The organism is Pseudomonas sp. D5(2026) (genome assembly GCF_057766845.1).
Genome location: NZ_CM173421.1, coordinates 439,776 through 456,647, shown reverse-complemented (window position 1 = coordinate 456,647; position 16,872 = coordinate 439,776). Strand labels below are relative to the sequence as shown.

Genomic DNA, 16,872 nt, shown 5'->3' with positions numbered 1-16,872 from the left:
GTTTCATCTGGCCGAAGCCGGATGTCGTTTTGGTGTCTGATTCGGTAACGAATCGGGAGCACCATCTGCGTGGGCTGATATTTTAAGGCTTACGCCGCCTACGGTCTTGGATAGCCCCCGCCAGGCAGGGACCCCAATTTTTGCTGGCGGCGCGACTGGTCGCGCCGCCATGTTCTTACACGTTCAGCGAGCTCTGATCGATGACCAGACCTGGGCCCATGGTGGTGCTCAGGGTAACGCGCTTAACGTAGATACCTTTCGAGGAAGCCGGCTTGATACGCTTCAGATCAGCGATCAGGGCTTCAACGTTTTCCTTCAGCTTGTCAGCTTCAAAGCCGATCTTGCCAACGGAGGTGTGGATAATACCGTTTTTGTCGGTACGGTAGCGAACCTGACCAGCCTTGGCGTTTTTCACGGCAGTGGCTACGTCTGGGGTCACGGTACCAACTTTCGGGTTAGGCATCAGGCCGCGAGGACCCAGCACTTGACCCAGCTGACCTACAACGCGCATGGCATCAGGCGATGCGATAACGACGTCATAGTTCAGGTCGCCGCCTTTCATTTCGGCAGCCAGATCGTCCATACCTACGCGATCAGCGCCGGCAGCCAGAGCAGCTTCAGCAGCTGGACCCTGGGTGAAGACAGCAACGCGAACGGTCTTGCCAGTGCCGTGTGGCAGCACGGTAGCGCTACGTACGACCTGGTCGGATTTACGCGGGTCAACACCGAGGTTAACGGCGATGTCGTAGGATTCGACGAACTTGGCAGCGGGCAGCGAGGCCAGCAGAGTTGCCGCTTCTTCGAAGTTGTAGGCCTTGCCTGCTTCGATTTTCTCGGCGATTGCCTTTTGGCGTTTGGTCAGCTTAGCCATTACACACCCTCCACGTTCAGGCCCATGCTGCGGGCAGAGCCAGCGATGGTGCGTACAGCAGCGTCCAGGTCAGCGGCAGTCAGATCAGCCTGTTTAGCTTTGGCGATGTCTTCCAGCTGAGCACGGGTAACGGTACCGACTTTAACGGTGTTCGGGCGAGCCGAACCACTGGTCAGGCCAGCAGCTTTCTTCAACAGAACCGAGGCAGGGGTGCTCTTGGTCTCGAAGGTGAAGCTACGGTCGCTGTAGACAGTGATGATCACTGGAGTCGGCAGGCCGGCTTCTTGACCCTGGGTACGGGCGTTGAAGGCCTTGCAGAATTCCATGATGTTCACACCATGTTGACCCAGCGCTGGACCAACGGGTGGGCTTGGGTTGGCCTGGCCGGCCTTAACTTGCAGCTTGATGTAAGCCTGAATCTTCTTAGCCATGAGCTACTCCAAAATCGGGTACGAACGCCTGATGGCTCCCCGGATGACTTGCGTTTTATCCCAGTGACGACAAAACCCCGCAGCACACAGGGCTGCGGGGTATGGGATGCTTCGTCCGCCTAGACCTTCTCGACCTGGCTGAACTCGAGCTCTACCGGAGTAGAGCGACCGAAAATGAGCACAGCAACCTGCAGGCGGCTCTTTTCGTAGTTAACCTCTTCGACACTACCATTGAAGTCAGCGAACGGACCATCAATGACTCGAACCACTTCACCCGGCTCGAACAGTGTCTTGGGCTTCGGCTTATCGCTACCGTCGGCAACGCGACGCAGGATGGCCTCAGCTTCTTTATCTGTAATCGGCGCAGGCTTGTCAGCAGTACCGCCAATAAAGCCCATCACGCGAGGAGTGTCCTTGACCAAGTGCCAAGTCCCTTCGTTCATTTCCATCTGGACCAATACATAGCCAGGGAAGAACTTACGCTCACTCTTGCGCTTCTGGCCGTTGCGCATTTCGACGACTTCTTCGGTCGGAACCAAGATCTCGCCGAAACCGTCTTCCATGCCAGCCAGCTTGACGCGCTCGATCAGAGAGCGCATTACATGCTTCTCGTAACCCGAGTAAGCATGCACAACATACCAACGCTTAGCCACGGGACACCTTTAGCCAACGATCAAGGAGACCGCCCAGCCGAGCAGGGAATCGAGCCCCCACAGCAGCAGTGCCATAACCAGCACGACAGCCACGACAATCAGCGTGGTCTGGGTGGTTTCCTGGCGGGTCGGCCACACGACTTTACGAATCTCGGTACGAGCTTCCTTCGCCAGCGCAAAGAACGACTTGCCCTTCGCAGTCTGCAGAGCTACAAAGCCCGCGACAGCAGCCAGAACGAGAAGTGCAAGAACGCGGTACAGGATTGGAGAGGCGGAGTAATATTGATTACCCACAACACCAACAACCACCAAAGCCACTACAGCCAGCCACTTGAACAGATCAAAACGCGATTCTTGGGCTTCAGTTTTGGGGGTCATCGAGGAGGATCCTGTAAGAAGAAAGCCATCACACCGAGGTGAAATGGCAGGTCAGGAGGGAATCGAACCCCCAACCTACGGTTTTGGAGACCGTCGCTCTGCCAATTGAGCTACTGACCTGTAACGCTGTATCAGGCCGGCCATTATACCGGCCTGATCAAGTAAATCAACTACTTATTCAATAATTTTTGCTACGACACCGGCGCCGACGGTACGACCGCCTTCACGGATAGCGAAGCGCAGACCGTCTTCCATTGCGATGGTCTTGATCAGGGTAACAGTCATCTGAATGTTGTCACCTGGCATTACCATTTCAACGCCTTCCGGCAGCTCGCAGTTACCGGTCACGTCAGTGGTACGGAAGTAGAACTGTGGACGGTAGCCTTTGAAGAACGGAGTGTGACGGCCGCCTTCTTCCTTCGACAGAACGTAGACTTCTGCGGTGAACTTGGTGTGCGGCTTGACCGAACCTGGCTTGACCAGAACCTGGCCACGCTCAACGTCGTCACGCTTGGTACCACGCAGCAGAACGCCGCAGTTCTCGCCAGCACGACCTTCGTCCAGCAGCTTGCGGAACATCTCAACACCGGTGCAGGTGGTGGTGGTGGTGTCACGCAGACCAACGATTTCCAGCGGATCCTGAACGCGGACGATACCACGCTCGATACGACCGGTAACAACGGTACCACGACCCGAGATCGAGAACACGTCTTCGATCGGCATCAGGAACGGCTGATCGATGGCACGAACTGGCTCAGGAATGTAGCTGTCCAGAGTTTCTACCAGCTTCTTGACAGCGGTAGTACCCATTTCGTTGTCGTCTTTGCCTTCCAGCGCCATACGAGCCGAACCGATGATGATCGGAGTGTCGTCGCCTGGGAAGTCATAGGTGGACAGCAGGTCGCGAACTTCCATCTCGACCAGTTCCAGCAGCTCAGCGTCGTCTACCAGGTCAGCCTTGTTCAGGAAGACCACGATGTACGGAACGCCTACCTGACGGGACAGCAGGATGTGCTCACGGGTTTGTGGCATCGGACCATCGGCGGCCGAGCAAACCAGGATCGCGCCGTCCATCTGGGCAGCACCGGTGATCATGTTCTTCACGTAGTCAGCGTGACCTGGGCAGTCAACGTGAGCGTAGTGACGAATGGTCGAGTTGTACTCAACGTGAGCGGTGTTGATGGTGATACCGCGCGCTTTTTCTTCCGGAGCCGAGTCGATCTTGTCGAACTCAACGATTGCCGAACCGAAAACTTCGGAGCAAACGCGAGTCAGAGCTGCGGTCAGAGTGGTCTTACCGTGGTCAACGTGGCCGATAGTGCCGACGTTAACGTGGGGAAGGGAACGATCAAACTTTTCCTTAGCCATCGATACAATCCTCCGCAGAAGAAATAGTCTTGCGCTGATAAAACAAAGGCAGATATTTTCATATCTGCCTTGTTTATATGGAGCTCTTGAGCGGACTTGAACCGCTGACCTCACCCTTACCAAGGGTGTGCTCTACCAACTGAGCTACAAGAGCGAAACACTTTGTGCAAAATCCGGCAAACTTGGAGCGGGTAGCGGGAATCGAACCCGCATCATCAGCTTGGAAGGCTGAGGTTCTACCACTAAACTATACCCGCGGAGCTTACGGCTCTCGCTAAAACTGGTGGAGGGAGAAGGATTCGAACCTTCGAAGCTCTCGCAACGGATTTACAGTCCGTCCCCTTTGACCGCTCGGGAATCCCTCCAGATGTGGCCGGCATTCTATTTGTCTGCCGTCCTAGTGTCAAGCGTTTTTTCAAATTTTTTCAATCAAATCTGAAACTTAGCTGCTTTGACACCGCTTCCAGCTCTACCACCTGAGTGGTGTTCCCTGTGAAGCGGGCGCCATTCTATCAAGCTATTCGCCAGTTGCAATACCCTGGCAGAAAATAATTTTATGTTTTAAGTCTTTGAAATCATTAGAAAGAGCCAGAAGCACCGTTTGATCCAGCAAACGCTCGCTTTCCGGAGCAACCTTGAGCCAGCGACCATCCACCCCAGGCAGCTGTCCTGCCACCGGCAAGGTGGCAATATCCAGACTCAGCAGGCGCTGACGCAGCGCATCCAACTGCTCCCGTCCCATCACACCCCCAACTACCAGGCACTCATCACGACGCTTGGGTGGTGCGGACACACCTGTTTCACGCAACAGACGGATTTCTTGCTGATTCCCCTTGTACAGCGACAACGGGGCGACTTCCTTGACCTTCAGCGGGGCTTCCTGCTGATGCCATACGTAATAAAAGACGTTGAGCACCAGTAACAGCAGAAACAACCAGCGCATAGGCACCTCAATCCAATGGGCAGGCCATTGCCAGGCCAACGAAAACCAGATCAGGCACGACACGCGCCTGTGGCAGGGCCTCCCTCACCAGCGGCGCATCACCGCCAGTGAGGAACACGGTAAATTCCTCACCCCATAGCACACGAGCCTGCTCAAGCTGGGTGGAGGCAAAGCCCTGGAGCATCAATACGCAACCGCGCTCTACCGCTTCGACAGTAGAGCGACCGGGTGACAAGCTGGCCAATGCGCGCTCCGCGGAGGCATCGTCATAGCGGATACGCCGGGTGTGAGTACGCAGTTGGCTACGCATCAATGGCATACCCGGGCAGATGTAACCTCCCAGATGCTCGCCGTCCGCGGACACATAGTCCGCTTTTGCCGCAGTACCCAGGTCAATCACAAGGCACGCGCCCTTGGCCAGGTGAAATGCACCCAGCGCTGCCAGCCAACGATCCATACCCAGACGCTGATAGTCGTCATAGCCATTGCGCACACCGGCCATTTCACGGACAGGGTGAGCAACTCGCGCCTGCACGGCAAATGCCTCAGCGATCACCGCGCAAAGCGCATCGGTTTCTTCTTCGCTGCGCACACTGACAATACGACAACCCGTAAGGTGAACTGAAGCAAGCGCAGCCACTTCGGCCACTAGCGCCTGGTCGGAATCGACGATCCCGCCACCTTCAATCACAGCATCGGCGACATGGATCACACGCCACTTTATGAAGCTGTTACCGCAATCGAGCTCAAGAATCATCACGCAACCTCAAACTGAGCTCACCACCACTGAAGCTCTTTTCCATCCCGTCCACCTCAAGGCGCAAACCACCCTGCCCGTCGACGCCAAGAACCACACCATCAATACGTGTAGTACCAGCAACCAGCGATACATTGCGGCCCTGCCACAAGTGCGCCTGCTCCCACTCCTCCTGGAATGCAGCAAAGCCGTAGCGGCGATGGCGCGCCAATTCGTGCTGCAACTGCTGGCTGAGCAGCGCTACCAAGTGATTACGATCTATGGCTGCCCCTACCTCACGCAGCATAGAGGTCCACTGCTGATCGACCTGCTCGTTTACCTGCATGTTTACATTGATACCAATGCCTAGCACTACATGACACACATCTGCAGGATCGCCCACCAATTCCAGGAGAATCCCGGTGATCTTATGCCCACGAACCAACACATCGTTAGGCCATTTAAGCCCGACATCCTTTACCCCGAACGCCTGCAAGGTGCGCATTACGGCCAACCCCACTACCAGGCTCAACCCCTCAAGCTGACGCATGCCGCCATCGACACGCAGCACCAGACTGTAATAGAGATTTTCTGCAAATGGGCTGACCCACTGCCGGCCGCGCCGACCTCGCCCGGCGCTCTGGCGCTCGGCCAGAACCAGGAATGGAGCCGCCTGCCCTTCACTGGCAAGGCGCAAGCCTTCGGCGTTGGTGGAATCGATGGTTTCGTGGATGAACATCGGCCACTGTTCACCTGCGGCAAACCCAGCGATTGCCTGCGTCTCAAGCAAAGCCAGTGGCGCGGCCAACTGGTAACCGCGCCCACGAACCTTGTGAATGGTGAGGTTCAGCTCACTTTCCAGATGCTGCAGCTGCTTCCAAACTGCGCTGCGACTCACCCCTAGGGCTGCCCCCAGAGCTTCTCCGGAATGGAACCGACCATCCTTGAGGAGATTCAACAACTTCAGCATGCCAGTCTCAACTTGGAATTAGGCAGGCATGATAGCCATGGGCTGTTGGCTTGCATAGGAAAAGGGCCTGCAGGATGGGCCGCGCATCGTAATCACATAGAGAGATACTGCCAGGCCCGGAATTTTCGGCCCACAAAGACAAAACCCCTACCTGCATGCGCAGATAGGGGTTTTGCGAAATGAATCTTGACGATGACCTACTCTCACATGGGGAAACCCCACACTACCATCGGCGATGCATCGTTTCACTACTGAGTTCGGGATGGGATCAGGTGGTTCCAATGCTCTATGGTCGTCAAGAAATTCTGTAGCCAGAATGTCCAGATGGACAGCCCAGCGAATTCGGATATGCGATATTTGTGGTCTTACGAATTTTCGGGTCTTTCGTCTTCACCACCACAATCTGCGTAGCAGATTGCTTGGGTGTTATATGGTCAAGCCTCACGGGCAATTAGTATTGGTTAGCTCAACGCCTCACAGCGCTTACACACCCAACCTATCAACGTCGTAGTCTTCGACGGCCCTTTAGGGGATTCAAGATCCCAGTGAGATCTCATCTTGAGGCAAGTTTCCCGCTTAGATGCTTTCAGCGGTTATCTCTTCCGAACATAGCTACCCGGCAATGCCACTGGCGTGACAACCGGAACACCAGAGGTTCGTCCACTCCGGTCCTCTCGTACTAGGAGCAGCCCCTCTCAAATCTCAAACGTCCACGGCAGATAGGGACCGAACTGTCTCACGACGTTCTAAACCCAGCTCGCGTACCACTTTAAATGGCGAACAGCCATACCCTTGGGACCGGCTTCAGCCCCAGGATGTGATGAGCCGACATCGAGGTGCCAAACACCGCCGTCGATATGAACTCTTGGGCGGTATCAGCCTGTTATCCCCGGAGTACCTTTTATCCGTTGAGCGATGGCCCTTCCATACAGAACCACCGGATCACTAAGACCTACTTTCGTACCTGCTCGACGTGTTTGTCTCGCAGTCAAGCGCGCTTTTGCCTTTATACTCTACGACCGATTTCCGACCGGTCTGAGCGCACCTTCGTACTCCTCCGTTACTCTTTGGGAGGAGACCGCCCCAGTCAAACTACCCACCATACACTGTCCTCGATCCGGATAACGGACCTGAGTTAGAACCTCAAAGTTGCCAGGGTGGTATTTCAAGGATGGCTCCATGAGAACTGGCGTCCCCACTTCAAAGCCTCCCACCTATCCTACACAAGCAAATTCAAAGTCCAGTGCAAAGCTATAGTAAAGGTTCACGGGGTCTTTCCGTCTAGCCGCGGATACACTGCATCTTCACAGCGATTTCAATTTCACTGAGTCTCGGGTGGAGACAGCGCCGCCATCGTTACGCCATTCGTGCAGGTCGGAACTTACCCGACAAGGAATTTCGCTACCTTAGGACCGTTATAGTTACGGCCGCCGTTTACCGGGGCTTCGATCAAGAGCTTCGCTTGCGCTAACCCCATCAATTAACCTTCCGGCACCGGGCAGGCGTCACACCCTATACGTCCACTTTCGTGTTTGCAGAGTGCTGTGTTTTTAATAAACAGTCGCAGCGGCCTGGTATCTTCGACCGGCATGAGCTTACGGAGCAAGTCCTTCACCCTCGCCGGCGCACCTTCTCCCGAAGTTACGGTGCCATTTTGCCTAGTTCCTTCACCCGAGTTCTCTCAAGCGCCTTGGTATTCTCTACCTAACCACCTGTGTCGGTTTGGGGTACGGTTCCCAGTTATCTGAAGCTTAGGAGCTTTTCTTGGAAGCATGGTATCAACCACTTCGTCGCCTAAAGGCAACTCGTCATCAGCTCTCGGCCTTGAAATCCCGGATTTGCCTAAGATTTCAGCCTACCACCTTAAACCTGGACAACCAACGCCAGGCTGGCCTAACCTTCTCCGTCCCTCCATCGCAATAACTGGAAGTACAGGAATATTAACCTGTTTTCCATCGACTACGCTTTTCAGCCTCGCCTTAGGGACCGACTAACCCTGCGTCGATTAACGTTGCGCAGGAAACCTTGGTCTTTCGGCGTGCGAGTTTTTCACTCGCATTGTCGTTACTCATGTCAGCATTCGCACTTCTGATACCTCCAGCAAGCTTCTCAACTCACCTTCACAGGCTTACAGAACGCTCCTCTACCGCATCATCATAAGATGATACCCGTAGCTTCGGTGCATGGTTTGAGCCCCGTTACATCTTCCGCGCAGGCCGACTCGACTAGTGAGCTATTACGCTTTCTTTAAAGGGTGGCTGCTTCTAAGCCAACCTCCTAGCTGTCTAAGCCTTCCCACATCGTTTCCCACTTAACCATGACTTTGGGACCTTAGCTGACGGTCTGGGTTGTTTCCCTTTTCACGACGGACGTTAGCACCCGCCGTGTGTCTCCCATGCTCGGCACTTGTAGGTATTCGGAGTTTGCATCGGTTTGGTAAGTCGGGATGACCCCCTAGCCGAAACAGTGCTCTACCCCCTACAGTGATACATGAGGCGCTACCTAAATAGCTTTCGAGGAGAACCAGCTATCTCCGAGCTTGATTAGCCTTTCACTCCGATCCACAGGTCATCCGCTAACTTTTCAACGGTAGTCGGTTCGGTCCTCCAGTCAGTGTTACCTAACCTTCAACCTGCCCATGGATAGATCGCCCGGTTTCGGGTCTATACCCAGCGACTAAACGCCCTATTAAGACTCGCTTTCGCTACGCCTCCCCTATTCGGTTAAGCTCGCCACTGAATATAAGTCGCTGACCCATTATACAAAAGGTACGCAGTCACCTAACAAAGTAGGCTCCCACTGCTTGTACGCATACGGTTTCAGGTTCTATTTCACTCCCCTCTCCGGGGTTCTTTTCGCCTTTCCCTCACGGTACTGGTTCACTATCGGTCAGTCAGTAGTATTTAGCCTTGGAGGATGGTCCCCCCATATTCAGACAAAGTTTCTCGTGCTCCGTCCTACTCGATTTCATTGATAAGAGATTTTCGTGTACGGGGCTATCACCCACTATGGCCGCACTTTCCAGAGCGTTCCACTAATCTCAAACCAACTTAAGGGCTGGTCCCCGTTCGCTCGCCACTACTAAGGGAATCTCGGTTGATTTCTTTTCCTCAGGGTACTTAGATGTTTCAGTTCCCCTGGTTCGCCTCTTGCACCTATGTATTCAGTACAAGATACTCAGCTTATGCTGAGTGGGTTCCCCCATTCAGAGATCTCTGGATCACAGTCTGTTTGCCGACTCCCCAAAGCTTATCGCAGGCTACCACGTCTTTCATCGCCTCTGACTGCCAAGGCATCCACCGTATGCGCTTCTTCACTTGACCATATAACCCCAAGCAATCTGGTTATACTGTGAAGACGACATTCGCCGAAAATTCGTACGTTGCTCTTTCGAGCAGAACTCACAAATTTTACCTTAGCCTGATCCACCAGCAGTGAAACTGGTGTTCAGTCTATATCTATCACATATCCGAATTTTTAAAGAACGATCTGACAAAAGCCAGAAATCAACATTCGATACGAATGCTCATTTCCAGGTTCTGACCAGGAAAAACCGTCTTCGACAATGAATCAAGCAATTCGTGTGGGAGCTCATCAGCAGGCTGATGTCGTCGATTAAGGAGGTGATCCAGCCGCAGGTTCCCCTACGGCTACCTTGTTACGACTTCACCCCAGTCATGAATCACACCGTGGTAACCGTCCTCCCGAAGGTTAGACTAGCTACTTCTGGTGCAACCCACTCCCATGGTGTGACGGGCGGTGTGTACAAGGCCCGGGAACGTATTCACCGCGACATTCTGATTCGCGATTACTAGCGATTCCGACTTCACGCAGTCGAGTTGCAGACTGCGATCCGGACTACGATCGGTTTTGTGAGATTAGCTCCACCTCGCGGCTTGGCAACCCTCTGTACCGACCATTGTAGCACGTGTGTAGCCCAGGCCGTAAGGGCCATGATGACTTGACGTCATCCCCACCTTCCTCCGGTTTGTCACCGGCAGTCTCCTTAGAGTGCCCACCATTACGTGCTGGTAACTAAGGACAAGGGTTGCGCTCGTTACGGGACTTAACCCAACATCTCACGACACGAGCTGACGACAGCCATGCAGCACCTGTGTCAGAGTTCCCGAAGGCACCAATCCATCTCTGGAAAGTTCTCTGCATGTCAAGGCCTGGTAAGGTTCTTCGCGTTGCTTCGAATTAAACCACATGCTCCACCGCTTGTGCGGGCCCCCGTCAATTCATTTGAGTTTTAACCTTGCGGCCGTACTCCCCAGGCGGTCAACTTAATGCGTTAGCTGCGCCACTAAAATCTCAAGGATTCCAACGGCTAGTTGACATCGTTTACGGCGTGGACTACCAGGGTATCTAATCCTGTTTGCTCCCCACGCTTTCGCACCTCAGTGTCAGTATCAGTCCAGGTGGTCGCCTTCGCCACTGGTGTTCCTTCCTATATCTACGCATTTCACCGCTACACAGGAAATTCCACCACCCTCTACCGTACTCTAGCTTGCCAGTTTTGGATGCAGTTCCCAGGTTGAGCCCGGGGCTTTCACATCCAACTTAACAAACCACCTACGCGCGCTTTACGCCCAGTAATTCCGATTAACGCTTGCACCCTCTGTATTACCGCGGCTGCTGGCACAGAGTTAGCCGGTGCTTATTCTGTCGGTAACGTCAAAACAGCAAGGTATTAACTTACTGCCCTTCCTCCCAACTTAAAGTGCTTTACAATCCGAAGACCTTCTTCACACACGCGGCATGGCTGGATCAGGCTTTCGCCCATTGTCCAATATTCCCCACTGCTGCCTCCCGTAGGAGTCTGGACCGTGTCTCAGTTCCAGTGTGACTGATCATCCTCTCAGACCAGTTACGGATCGTCGCCTTGGTGAGCCATTACCCCACCAACTAGCTAATCCGACCTAGGCTCATCTGATAGCGCAAGGCCCGAAGGTCCCCTGCTTTCTCCCGTAGGACGTATGCGGTATTAGCGTTCCTTTCGAAACGTTGTCCCCCACTACCAGGCAGATTCCTAGGCATTACTCACCCGTCCGCCGCTGAATCAAGGAGCAAGCTCCCGTCATCCGCTCGACTTGCATGTGTTAGGCCTGCCGCCAGCGTTCAATCTGAGCCATGATCAAACTCTTCAGTTCAATACTGCTTGGGTTTTTAAGAAACCCTAAACTTGGCTCAGCAATCTCAAATGACTATGTGATTTCTCGCATGGCCACTTGTGATGCTGATAATCTTTTTGACTATCAGTCCGTACTCACAAGCACCCACACGAATTGCTTGATTCGATTTGTTAAAGAGCGTTTGGTTAAGAGCTTTTCGTCTCAACCGAGGCGCGCATTCTACGCTTTCCTCAGAACCTGTCAAGCGTTTATTTTGAAGTTTTTTGCGAGAAACTCGTTTAGCTTCAAACACTTGGCTCGCTGCGATCTCTCGTAGCGGGAGGCGAATCATACAGCACTTAGAAGCACTGTCAACCACCTTTTCAACCGCTTTCGATCATTCGATCGTAGCCCCTCCAGCTTTCGCCTTAACTACTTAACTCGTTGAATATCAAGGAGTTTTTCGTTCCGATGTCGCTGGAAGTGGGGCGCATTATAAGGGGATTCGAAAGCGCGTCAACCTTTAATTACATTTATTTGGAATGTTCCAGGTGAAGACCGTATCAAGGCCACCAGGTGCTCGCCGCAACACATTCAGCGCCTGTGAGATCGAGCGCCGCCCGCGCGGCGCATCGCGAGCTGCCGCTCGCTCCTACGTTTGTTTCGGGCCAGTCACGCCTGTGATAGGCGCGCGCGACCGCCTTGTTTGTACGACGCGATATCGCGCCATGCGCCAAGGCGTTCGCGCGCAAATCCCACAGGCATAATTGGCCCGAAACAAACGTAGGAGCGAGCGCAGCTCGCGATGCGCCGCGCGGGCGGCGCTCGATCTCACAGGCACTGCAAAGGTGGTGGCGGACACATCTCATAGCCAACGCCCTCTCAAAACAGCCCCCCTACAACAGCAACAACCAAACCCCAAAAACAAAACGGGGAGACCTACCGGCCTCCCCGCCTCTATATAGCTACACCACCAGCCAATCACTCAGCCTTGAGGGTAACCCGGCCAAACGACTTCTTACCCGCCTGGCATACATGAGTAGCACCAAGGACAAACATGAAGTCCTTGTCGACCACGGCACCATCAACCTTCACCGCGCCGCCACTAAGCAAATCACGAGCCTGTGCCGAGTTCTTCACCAACCCGGCCCGGTTCAGCACGGCAGCGATCGGCAGCCCCTCTGTCGCAGCCACTTCGATCTCCGGCAAGTCCTCCGGCAGCTCACCTTCCTTCATACGGTTACCCGCAGCACGATGAGCATTGGCAGCCGCCTCTTCACCATGGAAGCGCGCAACGATTTCTTCTGCCAACTTGATCTTGATGTCACGCGGATTGGCACCGTTGGCAACGTCGGTACGGAACTGCTCGATTTCTTCCATCGAGCGGAAGCTCAGCAGCTCGAAGTAGCGCCACATCAGGGTATCCGGGATAGACACCAGCTTGCTGTACATAACCCCCGGCGCCTCCTGGATGCCGACATAGTTACCCAGCGACTTGGACATCTTCTTCACGCCGTCGAGCCCCTCGAGCAGCGGCATGGTCACGATGTTCTGCGCTTCCTGACCATAGGCGCGCTGCAGCTCGCGCCCCATCAGCAGGTTGAACTTCTGGTCGGTACCACCCAGCTCCACATCCGCCTTCAGCGCCACCGAGTCATAGCCTTGCACCAACGGGTATAGGAACTCGTGGATGGCAATCGGCTGGTTGGTGGTATAACGCTTGTCGAAGTCATCACGCTCCAGCATGCGCGCCACAGTGTACTGCGACGCCAGGCGAATGAAGTCAGCTGGGGTCAGCTTGTCCATCCAGGTGGAGTTGAACGCGACTTCGGTCTTGGCCGGATCGAGAATCTTGAACACCTGCTGCTTGTAAGTCTCGGCGTTATCCAGCACCTGCTCACGCGTCAGCGGCGGGCGGGTGGCACTTTTGCCACTGGGGTCGCCGATCATGCCGGTGAAGTCACCGATCAGGAAGATGACCTGATGGCCCAGCTCCTGGAACTGACGCAGCTTGTTGATCAGTACCGTGTGACCAAGGTGCAAGTCAGGTGCAGTAGGGTCGAAGCCAGCCTTGATGCGCAGAGGCTGGCCGCGCTTGAGCTTCTCCACCAGTTCCGACTCGACCAGTACTTCTTCCGCACCGCGCTTTATAAGCGCCAGCTGCTCTTCAACCGACTTCATAGACAAACCCGCAAGGCTCAGATTCAGGGGGAGCCAACCATACAAGATCGGCCGTCAAATACAAGTTTCGCAAAGGAATGTGACCCGGGCACAGGCTTGCGGCGTCTACGCGCCCTTGCGTGAAAATGGATTTGGTTATATTTTATACAGTTATTTCATCTTCATCATGTCATTCATCTTTTCCATTTCACTTTTTCAAAGTCACCTTGCCTATGACCAACGAACCGCCTAAAGCGCCCCCGCTTTATCCGAAAAGCCATCTGTTGGCCGCCAGCGGCATTGCCGCCCTGCTCAGCTTGGCTCTGCTAGTGTTTCCATCCAGCGAAGTGGAAGCCAAGAAAACCACCCTCAACCTCGAGCTGGAGAGCCCTGCCGAGCAGCTTAAAGGCGAGTCACGTGCTGCGCCGCTGGTGCAGGCAGAAGACGGGCAAACATCGCCTTTCGCCCAGATCGAAGACGCTGCCCCCGAGACTCAGAAGGCCGAACAGAAAGCCCCGGCCGCCGAACCTGCCAAAGCACCAGGCCACCGCGAGATCACCGTGGCCCGTGGCGATACACTGTCAACCCTGTTCGCCAAGGTTGGCCTGCCGGCCAATGCAGTGCATGACGTGCTGGCAAGTAACAAGCAGGCCAAGCAGTTCAGCCAGCTCAAGCACGGCCAAGTGCTGCAGTTCGAGCTCGACAAGGATGGCCAACTGGCCAGCCTGAGCAGCAAGGTCAGCAGCCTCGAAACCATTCACCTGACCAAGACCGCCAAGGGCTACACCTTCAATCGGGACATCATCAAGCCGGTGGTGCGTACCGCCTATGCCCACGGTGTGATCAAGAGTTCGCTGTCGGCATCGGCCCAGCGCGCCGGCCTGTCCCACAGCACGACCATGAGCCTGGCCCGCGTGCTGGGTTACGACATCGACTTCGCTCAGGACATTCGCCCGGGCGACGAATTCGACGTGGTCTATGAGCAGAAAGTGATGGACGGCAAGGTCGTCGGCACCGGCAATATCCTGTCCGCCCGCTTCACCAACCGCGGCAAGACCTACACCGCCGTGCGCTATACCAACAAGCAGGGCAACACGAGCTACTACACCGCCGACGGCAACAGCCTGCGCAAGGCCTTCATCCGTACCCCGGTCGACTTCGCCCGCATCAGCTCACGCTTTTCCGCCGGCCGCAAACACCCGATCCTGAACAAGATCCGCGCCCACAAGGGTGTCGACTACGCAGCTCCCCGCGGTACGCCGATCAAGGCAGCTGGTGACGGCCGTATCGAGCTGGCCGGTCGCCGAGGTGGCTACGGTAATACCGTGATTATCCAGCACGGGAACCGTTACAAGACGCTGTACGGCCACATGCAGGGCTTCGCCAAGGGCATCAAGACTGGCAGCACGGTCAAGCAGGGCCAGATCATTGGCTATATCGGCACCACTGGCCTGTCCACCGGACCGCACCTGCACTACGAGTTTCAGGTCAACGGTGTGCACGTCGACCCGCTGAGCCAGAAAGTGCCGATGGCCGACCCGATCGCCAGAAACGAGCGCCAGCGCTTCCTGCAGCAGAGCCAACCACTGATTGCCCGTATGGACCAGGAAAAGGCAACCATGCTCGCAGCGAACAAGCGCTAAGCCATGGCGCTCTATCTGGGGGTGATGTCCGGCACCAGCCTCGATGGCCTGGACATTGCCCTGATCGAACAAGGCGAGCAGCCTGAGCTGCTCGCCACCCATTACCTGCCAATGCCCGACGACTTGCGTCAGGAGCTGCTTGCCCTGTGCAGCAGCGGCCCTGACGAGATCGCACGTGCGGCATTGGCGGAAAACCGCTGGGCCAGCCTGGCAGGCGAAGGTATCCACCAGTTGCTGGCTCGCCAAGGCCTGAAAGCGGACGCCATCCGCGCCATTGGCAGCCACGGTCAGACCATCCGCCATGAACCGGCACGTGGTTTTACTGTGCAGATCGGCAACCCGGCGTTGCTCGCCGAGCTTACCGGCATCAGCGTGGTCGCCGACTTCCGCCGCCGCGATGTGGCAGCCGGTGGCCAAGGTGCGCCGCTGGTGCCCGCCTTCCACGAAACCCTGTTCAACCACCTTGGCCAGCGACTGGCAATACTGAACGTGGGCGGCTTCAGCAACCTGAGCCTGATCGAACAGGATAAACCGGTGCACGGCTTCGACTGCGGTCCTGGTAACGTGCTGCTGGATGCCTGGATCGAGCGCAAACTTGGCCTGGCCTACGATAAGGATGGTGCCTGGGCGGCTTCTGGGGTGGTTCAAGCGGGCCTGCTCAGTGCATTGCTCCGCGACCCGTTCTTCGCCGGCAGCGGCCCGAAGAGCACCGGCCGCGAGGTATTCAACCTGCCCTGGCTGGATGCCCACCTGGCCCGCCTACCCGTTTACCGCGACGAAGACGTACAGGCGACACTGTTGGATCTGACCGCTCGAAGCATCATCGACTCGTTGAGCAACGCCCAGCAAGGCACCGAGGCGCTTCTTGTATGTGGTGGCGGCGCACGTAACGGAGCGCTGATGGCCCGCCTCGGTCAGTTGCTACCCGACGCCCATGTCGCCAGCACTGGTGCCCATGGCGTGGACCCGGACTGGGTCGAGGCCATGGCCTTTGCCTGGTTGGCCCATTGCTGTCTGGAAGGCATCGCTGCCAACCGCCCCACCGTCACTGCGGCCAAAGGGTTGCGCATACTGGGCGCGATCTACCCGGCATGACCGCTTCGCCGGAAATCAAAACGCCGCGCAATTGCGCGGCGTTTTGCTTTCTGGCGAAGCCTTAGATCGAGAACGACGAGCCGCAACCACAGGTGGTGGCGGCATTCGGATTCTTGATCACGAAACGCGAGCCTTCCAGGCCTTCCTGGTAGTCCACTTCGGCGCCGGCCAGGTACTGGAAGCTCATCGGGTCGACCACCAGGGAAACGCCCTCGCGCTCGACGATGGTGTCATCTTCGGCCACATCCTCATCAAACGTAAAGCCATACTGGAAGCCCGAGCAACCACCACCGGTCACGAACACCCGCAGTTTCAGACGTTCATTGCCTTCCTCATTGACCAGGTTTTTCACCTTCTGGGCTGCCCCATGGGTGAACTCCAGGCCGGTAGGGGTGAAGGTTTCGACACTCATGTTGATTCTCCCGGCGCGGTAGCCGCCATAAAACTCGATGACGCGCATTATCCGCTTTCCCGAGAAAATCGGTCAAGAATTGTGCGGCTTTAGTCGCG

At 55.7% G+C, this 16,872-nt stretch carries 12 protein-coding genes, 4 tRNA genes and 3 rRNA genes; 2 read left to right on the top strand and 17 right to left on the bottom strand.

The genetic code is table 11. From position 1 onward, the window contains the following. Window positions 1-175: 175 nt before the first annotated feature. The 16 genes from rplA to tyrS all read right to left on the bottom strand — a co-directional run bounded on the left by rplA (window position 176) and on the right by tyrS (window position 13,645). Window positions 176-871 carry a 50S ribosomal protein L1 gene (gene rplA / locus AC3B5Q_RS02060; RefSeq protein WP_003255499.1) on the bottom strand — a complete coding sequence of 232 codons (696 nt, stop codon included), beginning with the start codon at window positions 869-871 and terminating at the stop codon, window positions 176-178. Continuing rightward, entirely contained in the window at window positions 871-1,302 is a 432-nt protein-coding gene (gene rplK / locus AC3B5Q_RS02055) for a 50S ribosomal protein L11 (RefSeq protein ID WP_003255500.1), read from the bottom strand. The genes rplA and rplK overlap by 1 nt, the downstream gene beginning before the upstream one ends. Window positions 1,303-1,421: 119 nt before the next feature. Then, a complete protein-coding gene (gene nusG / locus AC3B5Q_RS02050) occupies window positions 1,422-1,955 on the bottom strand; it encodes a transcription termination/antitermination protein NusG (RefSeq protein ID WP_003255501.1) in 534 nt (177 codons plus the stop codon). Between the two features lie 9 nt (window positions 1,956-1,964). Continuing rightward, a complete protein-coding gene (secE, locus tag AC3B5Q_RS02045) occupies window positions 1,965-2,333 on the bottom strand; it encodes a preprotein translocase subunit SecE (protein WP_003257081.1) in 369 nt (122 codons plus the stop codon). Between the two features lie 44 nt (window positions 2,334-2,377). Next, window positions 2,378-2,453: transfer RNA gene (locus AC3B5Q_RS02040), tRNA-Trp, on the bottom strand. 54 nt (window positions 2,454-2,507) lie between these two features. After that, complete coding sequence (gene tuf, locus AC3B5Q_RS02035) at window positions 2,508-3,701, bottom strand: elongation factor Tu (protein WP_003255489.1); 1,194 nt, start codon at window positions 3,699-3,701, stop codon at window positions 2,508-2,510. A 78-nt stretch (window positions 3,702-3,779) separates the two neighbouring features. After that, a tRNA-Thr gene (locus tag AC3B5Q_RS02030) sits at window positions 3,780-3,855 on the bottom strand. A gap of 29 nt (window positions 3,856-3,884) precedes the next feature. After that, window positions 3,885-3,958 (bottom strand) — tRNA-Gly (locus AC3B5Q_RS02025). Window positions 3,959-3,982: 24 nt separating this feature from the next. Beyond that, window positions 3,983-4,066 (bottom strand) — tRNA-Tyr (locus AC3B5Q_RS02020). Window positions 4,067-4,218: 152 nt separating this feature from the next. Next, window positions 4,219-4,644, bottom strand: coding sequence for a hypothetical protein (locus AC3B5Q_RS02015; protein WP_021785334.1), 426 nt, complete (start codon window positions 4,642-4,644; stop codon window positions 4,219-4,221). Window positions 4,645-4,651: 7 nt separating this feature from the next. Further along, window positions 4,652-5,401 (bottom strand): pantothenate kinase, encoded by a 750-nt coding sequence (locus tag AC3B5Q_RS02010; RefSeq protein ID WP_021785335.1) that lies wholly within the window; start codon window positions 5,399-5,401, stop codon window positions 4,652-4,654. Then, window positions 5,391-6,350 (bottom strand): bifunctional biotin--[acetyl-CoA-carboxylase] ligase/biotin operon repressor BirA, encoded by a 960-nt coding sequence (gene birA / locus AC3B5Q_RS02005; RefSeq protein WP_021785336.1) that lies wholly within the window; start codon window positions 6,348-6,350, stop codon window positions 5,391-5,393. Before birA ends, AC3B5Q_RS02010 begins: the two co-directional genes overlap by 11 nt. Before the next feature lie 184 nt (window positions 6,351-6,534). Continuing rightward, window positions 6,535-6,650, bottom strand: a 5S ribosomal RNA gene (rrf, locus tag AC3B5Q_RS02000). Between the two features lie 130 nt (window positions 6,651-6,780). After that, window positions 6,781-9,673 (bottom strand): 23S ribosomal RNA (locus AC3B5Q_RS01995). Window positions 9,674-9,966: 293 nt separating this feature from the next. Continuing rightward, window positions 9,967-11,503: ribosomal RNA gene (locus tag AC3B5Q_RS01990) — 16S ribosomal RNA — on the bottom strand. The 16S, 23S and 5S rRNA genes sit together here, the layout of an rRNA operon. A gap of 942 nt (window positions 11,504-12,445) precedes the next feature. Beyond that, window positions 12,446-13,645 (bottom strand): tyrosine--tRNA ligase, encoded by a 1,200-nt coding sequence (gene tyrS / locus AC3B5Q_RS01985; protein ID WP_021782738.1) that lies wholly within the window; start codon window positions 13,643-13,645, stop codon window positions 12,446-12,448. Window positions 13,646-13,857: 212 nt separating this feature from the next. Here tyrS and AC3B5Q_RS01980 point away from each other — a divergent pair, with 212 nt between their 5' ends. Next, window positions 13,858-15,267: a peptidoglycan DD-metalloendopeptidase family protein gene (locus AC3B5Q_RS01980; RefSeq protein ID WP_021782737.1), complete on the top strand. Its 1,410-nt coding sequence runs from the start codon at window positions 13,858-13,860 to the stop codon at window positions 15,265-15,267. 3 nt (window positions 15,268-15,270) lie between these two features. Next, window positions 15,271-16,362 carry an anhydro-N-acetylmuramic acid kinase gene (locus AC3B5Q_RS01975; RefSeq protein ID WP_135192459.1) on the top strand — a complete coding sequence of 364 codons (1,092 nt, stop codon included), beginning with the start codon at window positions 15,271-15,273 and terminating at the stop codon, window positions 16,360-16,362. A 61-nt stretch (window positions 16,363-16,423) separates the two neighbouring features. On the opposite strand, the gene erpA is transcribed toward AC3B5Q_RS01975, so the two are convergent. Continuing rightward, window positions 16,424-16,774, bottom strand: coding sequence for an iron-sulfur cluster insertion protein ErpA (erpA, locus tag AC3B5Q_RS01970; RefSeq protein ID WP_003255511.1), 351 nt, complete (start codon window positions 16,772-16,774; stop codon window positions 16,424-16,426). Window positions 16,775-16,872 lie beyond the last annotated feature (98 nt).

Coding starts and splice junctions, on each gene's coding strand:
- rplA (WP_003255499.1), bottom strand. CDS start 871: ATGGCTAAGCTGACCAAACGCCAAAAGGCAATCGCCGAGAAAATCGAA.
- rplK (WP_003255500.1), bottom strand. CDS start 1,302: ATGGCTAAGAAGATTCAGGCTTACATCAAGCTGCAAGTTAAGGCCGGC.
- secE (WP_003257081.1), bottom strand. CDS start 2,333: ATGACCCCCAAAACTGAAGCCCAAGAATCGCGTTTTGATCTGTTCAAG.
- tuf (WP_003255489.1), bottom strand. CDS start 3,701: ATGGCTAAGGAAAAGTTTGATCGTTCCCTTCCCCACGTTAACGTCGGC.
- AC3B5Q_RS02015 (WP_021785334.1), bottom strand. CDS start 4,644: ATGCGCTGGTTGTTTCTGCTGTTACTGGTGCTCAACGTCTTTTATTAC.
- AC3B5Q_RS02010 (WP_021785335.1), bottom strand. CDS start 5,401: ATGATTCTTGAGCTCGATTGCGGTAACAGCTTCATAAAGTGGCGTGTG.
- birA (WP_021785336.1), bottom strand. CDS start 6,350: ATGCTGAAGTTGTTGAATCTCCTCAAGGATGGTCGGTTCCATTCCGGA.
- tyrS (WP_021782738.1), bottom strand. CDS start 13,645: ATGAAGTCGGTTGAAGAGCAGCTGGCGCTTATAAAGCGCGGTGCGGAA.
- AC3B5Q_RS01980 (WP_021782737.1), top strand. CDS start 13,858: ATGACCAACGAACCGCCTAAAGCGCCCCCGCTTTATCCGAAAAGCCAT.
- AC3B5Q_RS01975 (WP_135192459.1), top strand. CDS start 15,271: ATGGCGCTCTATCTGGGGGTGATGTCCGGCACCAGCCTCGATGGCCTG.
- erpA (WP_003255511.1), bottom strand. CDS start 16,774: ATGAGTGTCGAAACCTTCACCCCTACCGGCCTGGAGTTCACCCATGGG.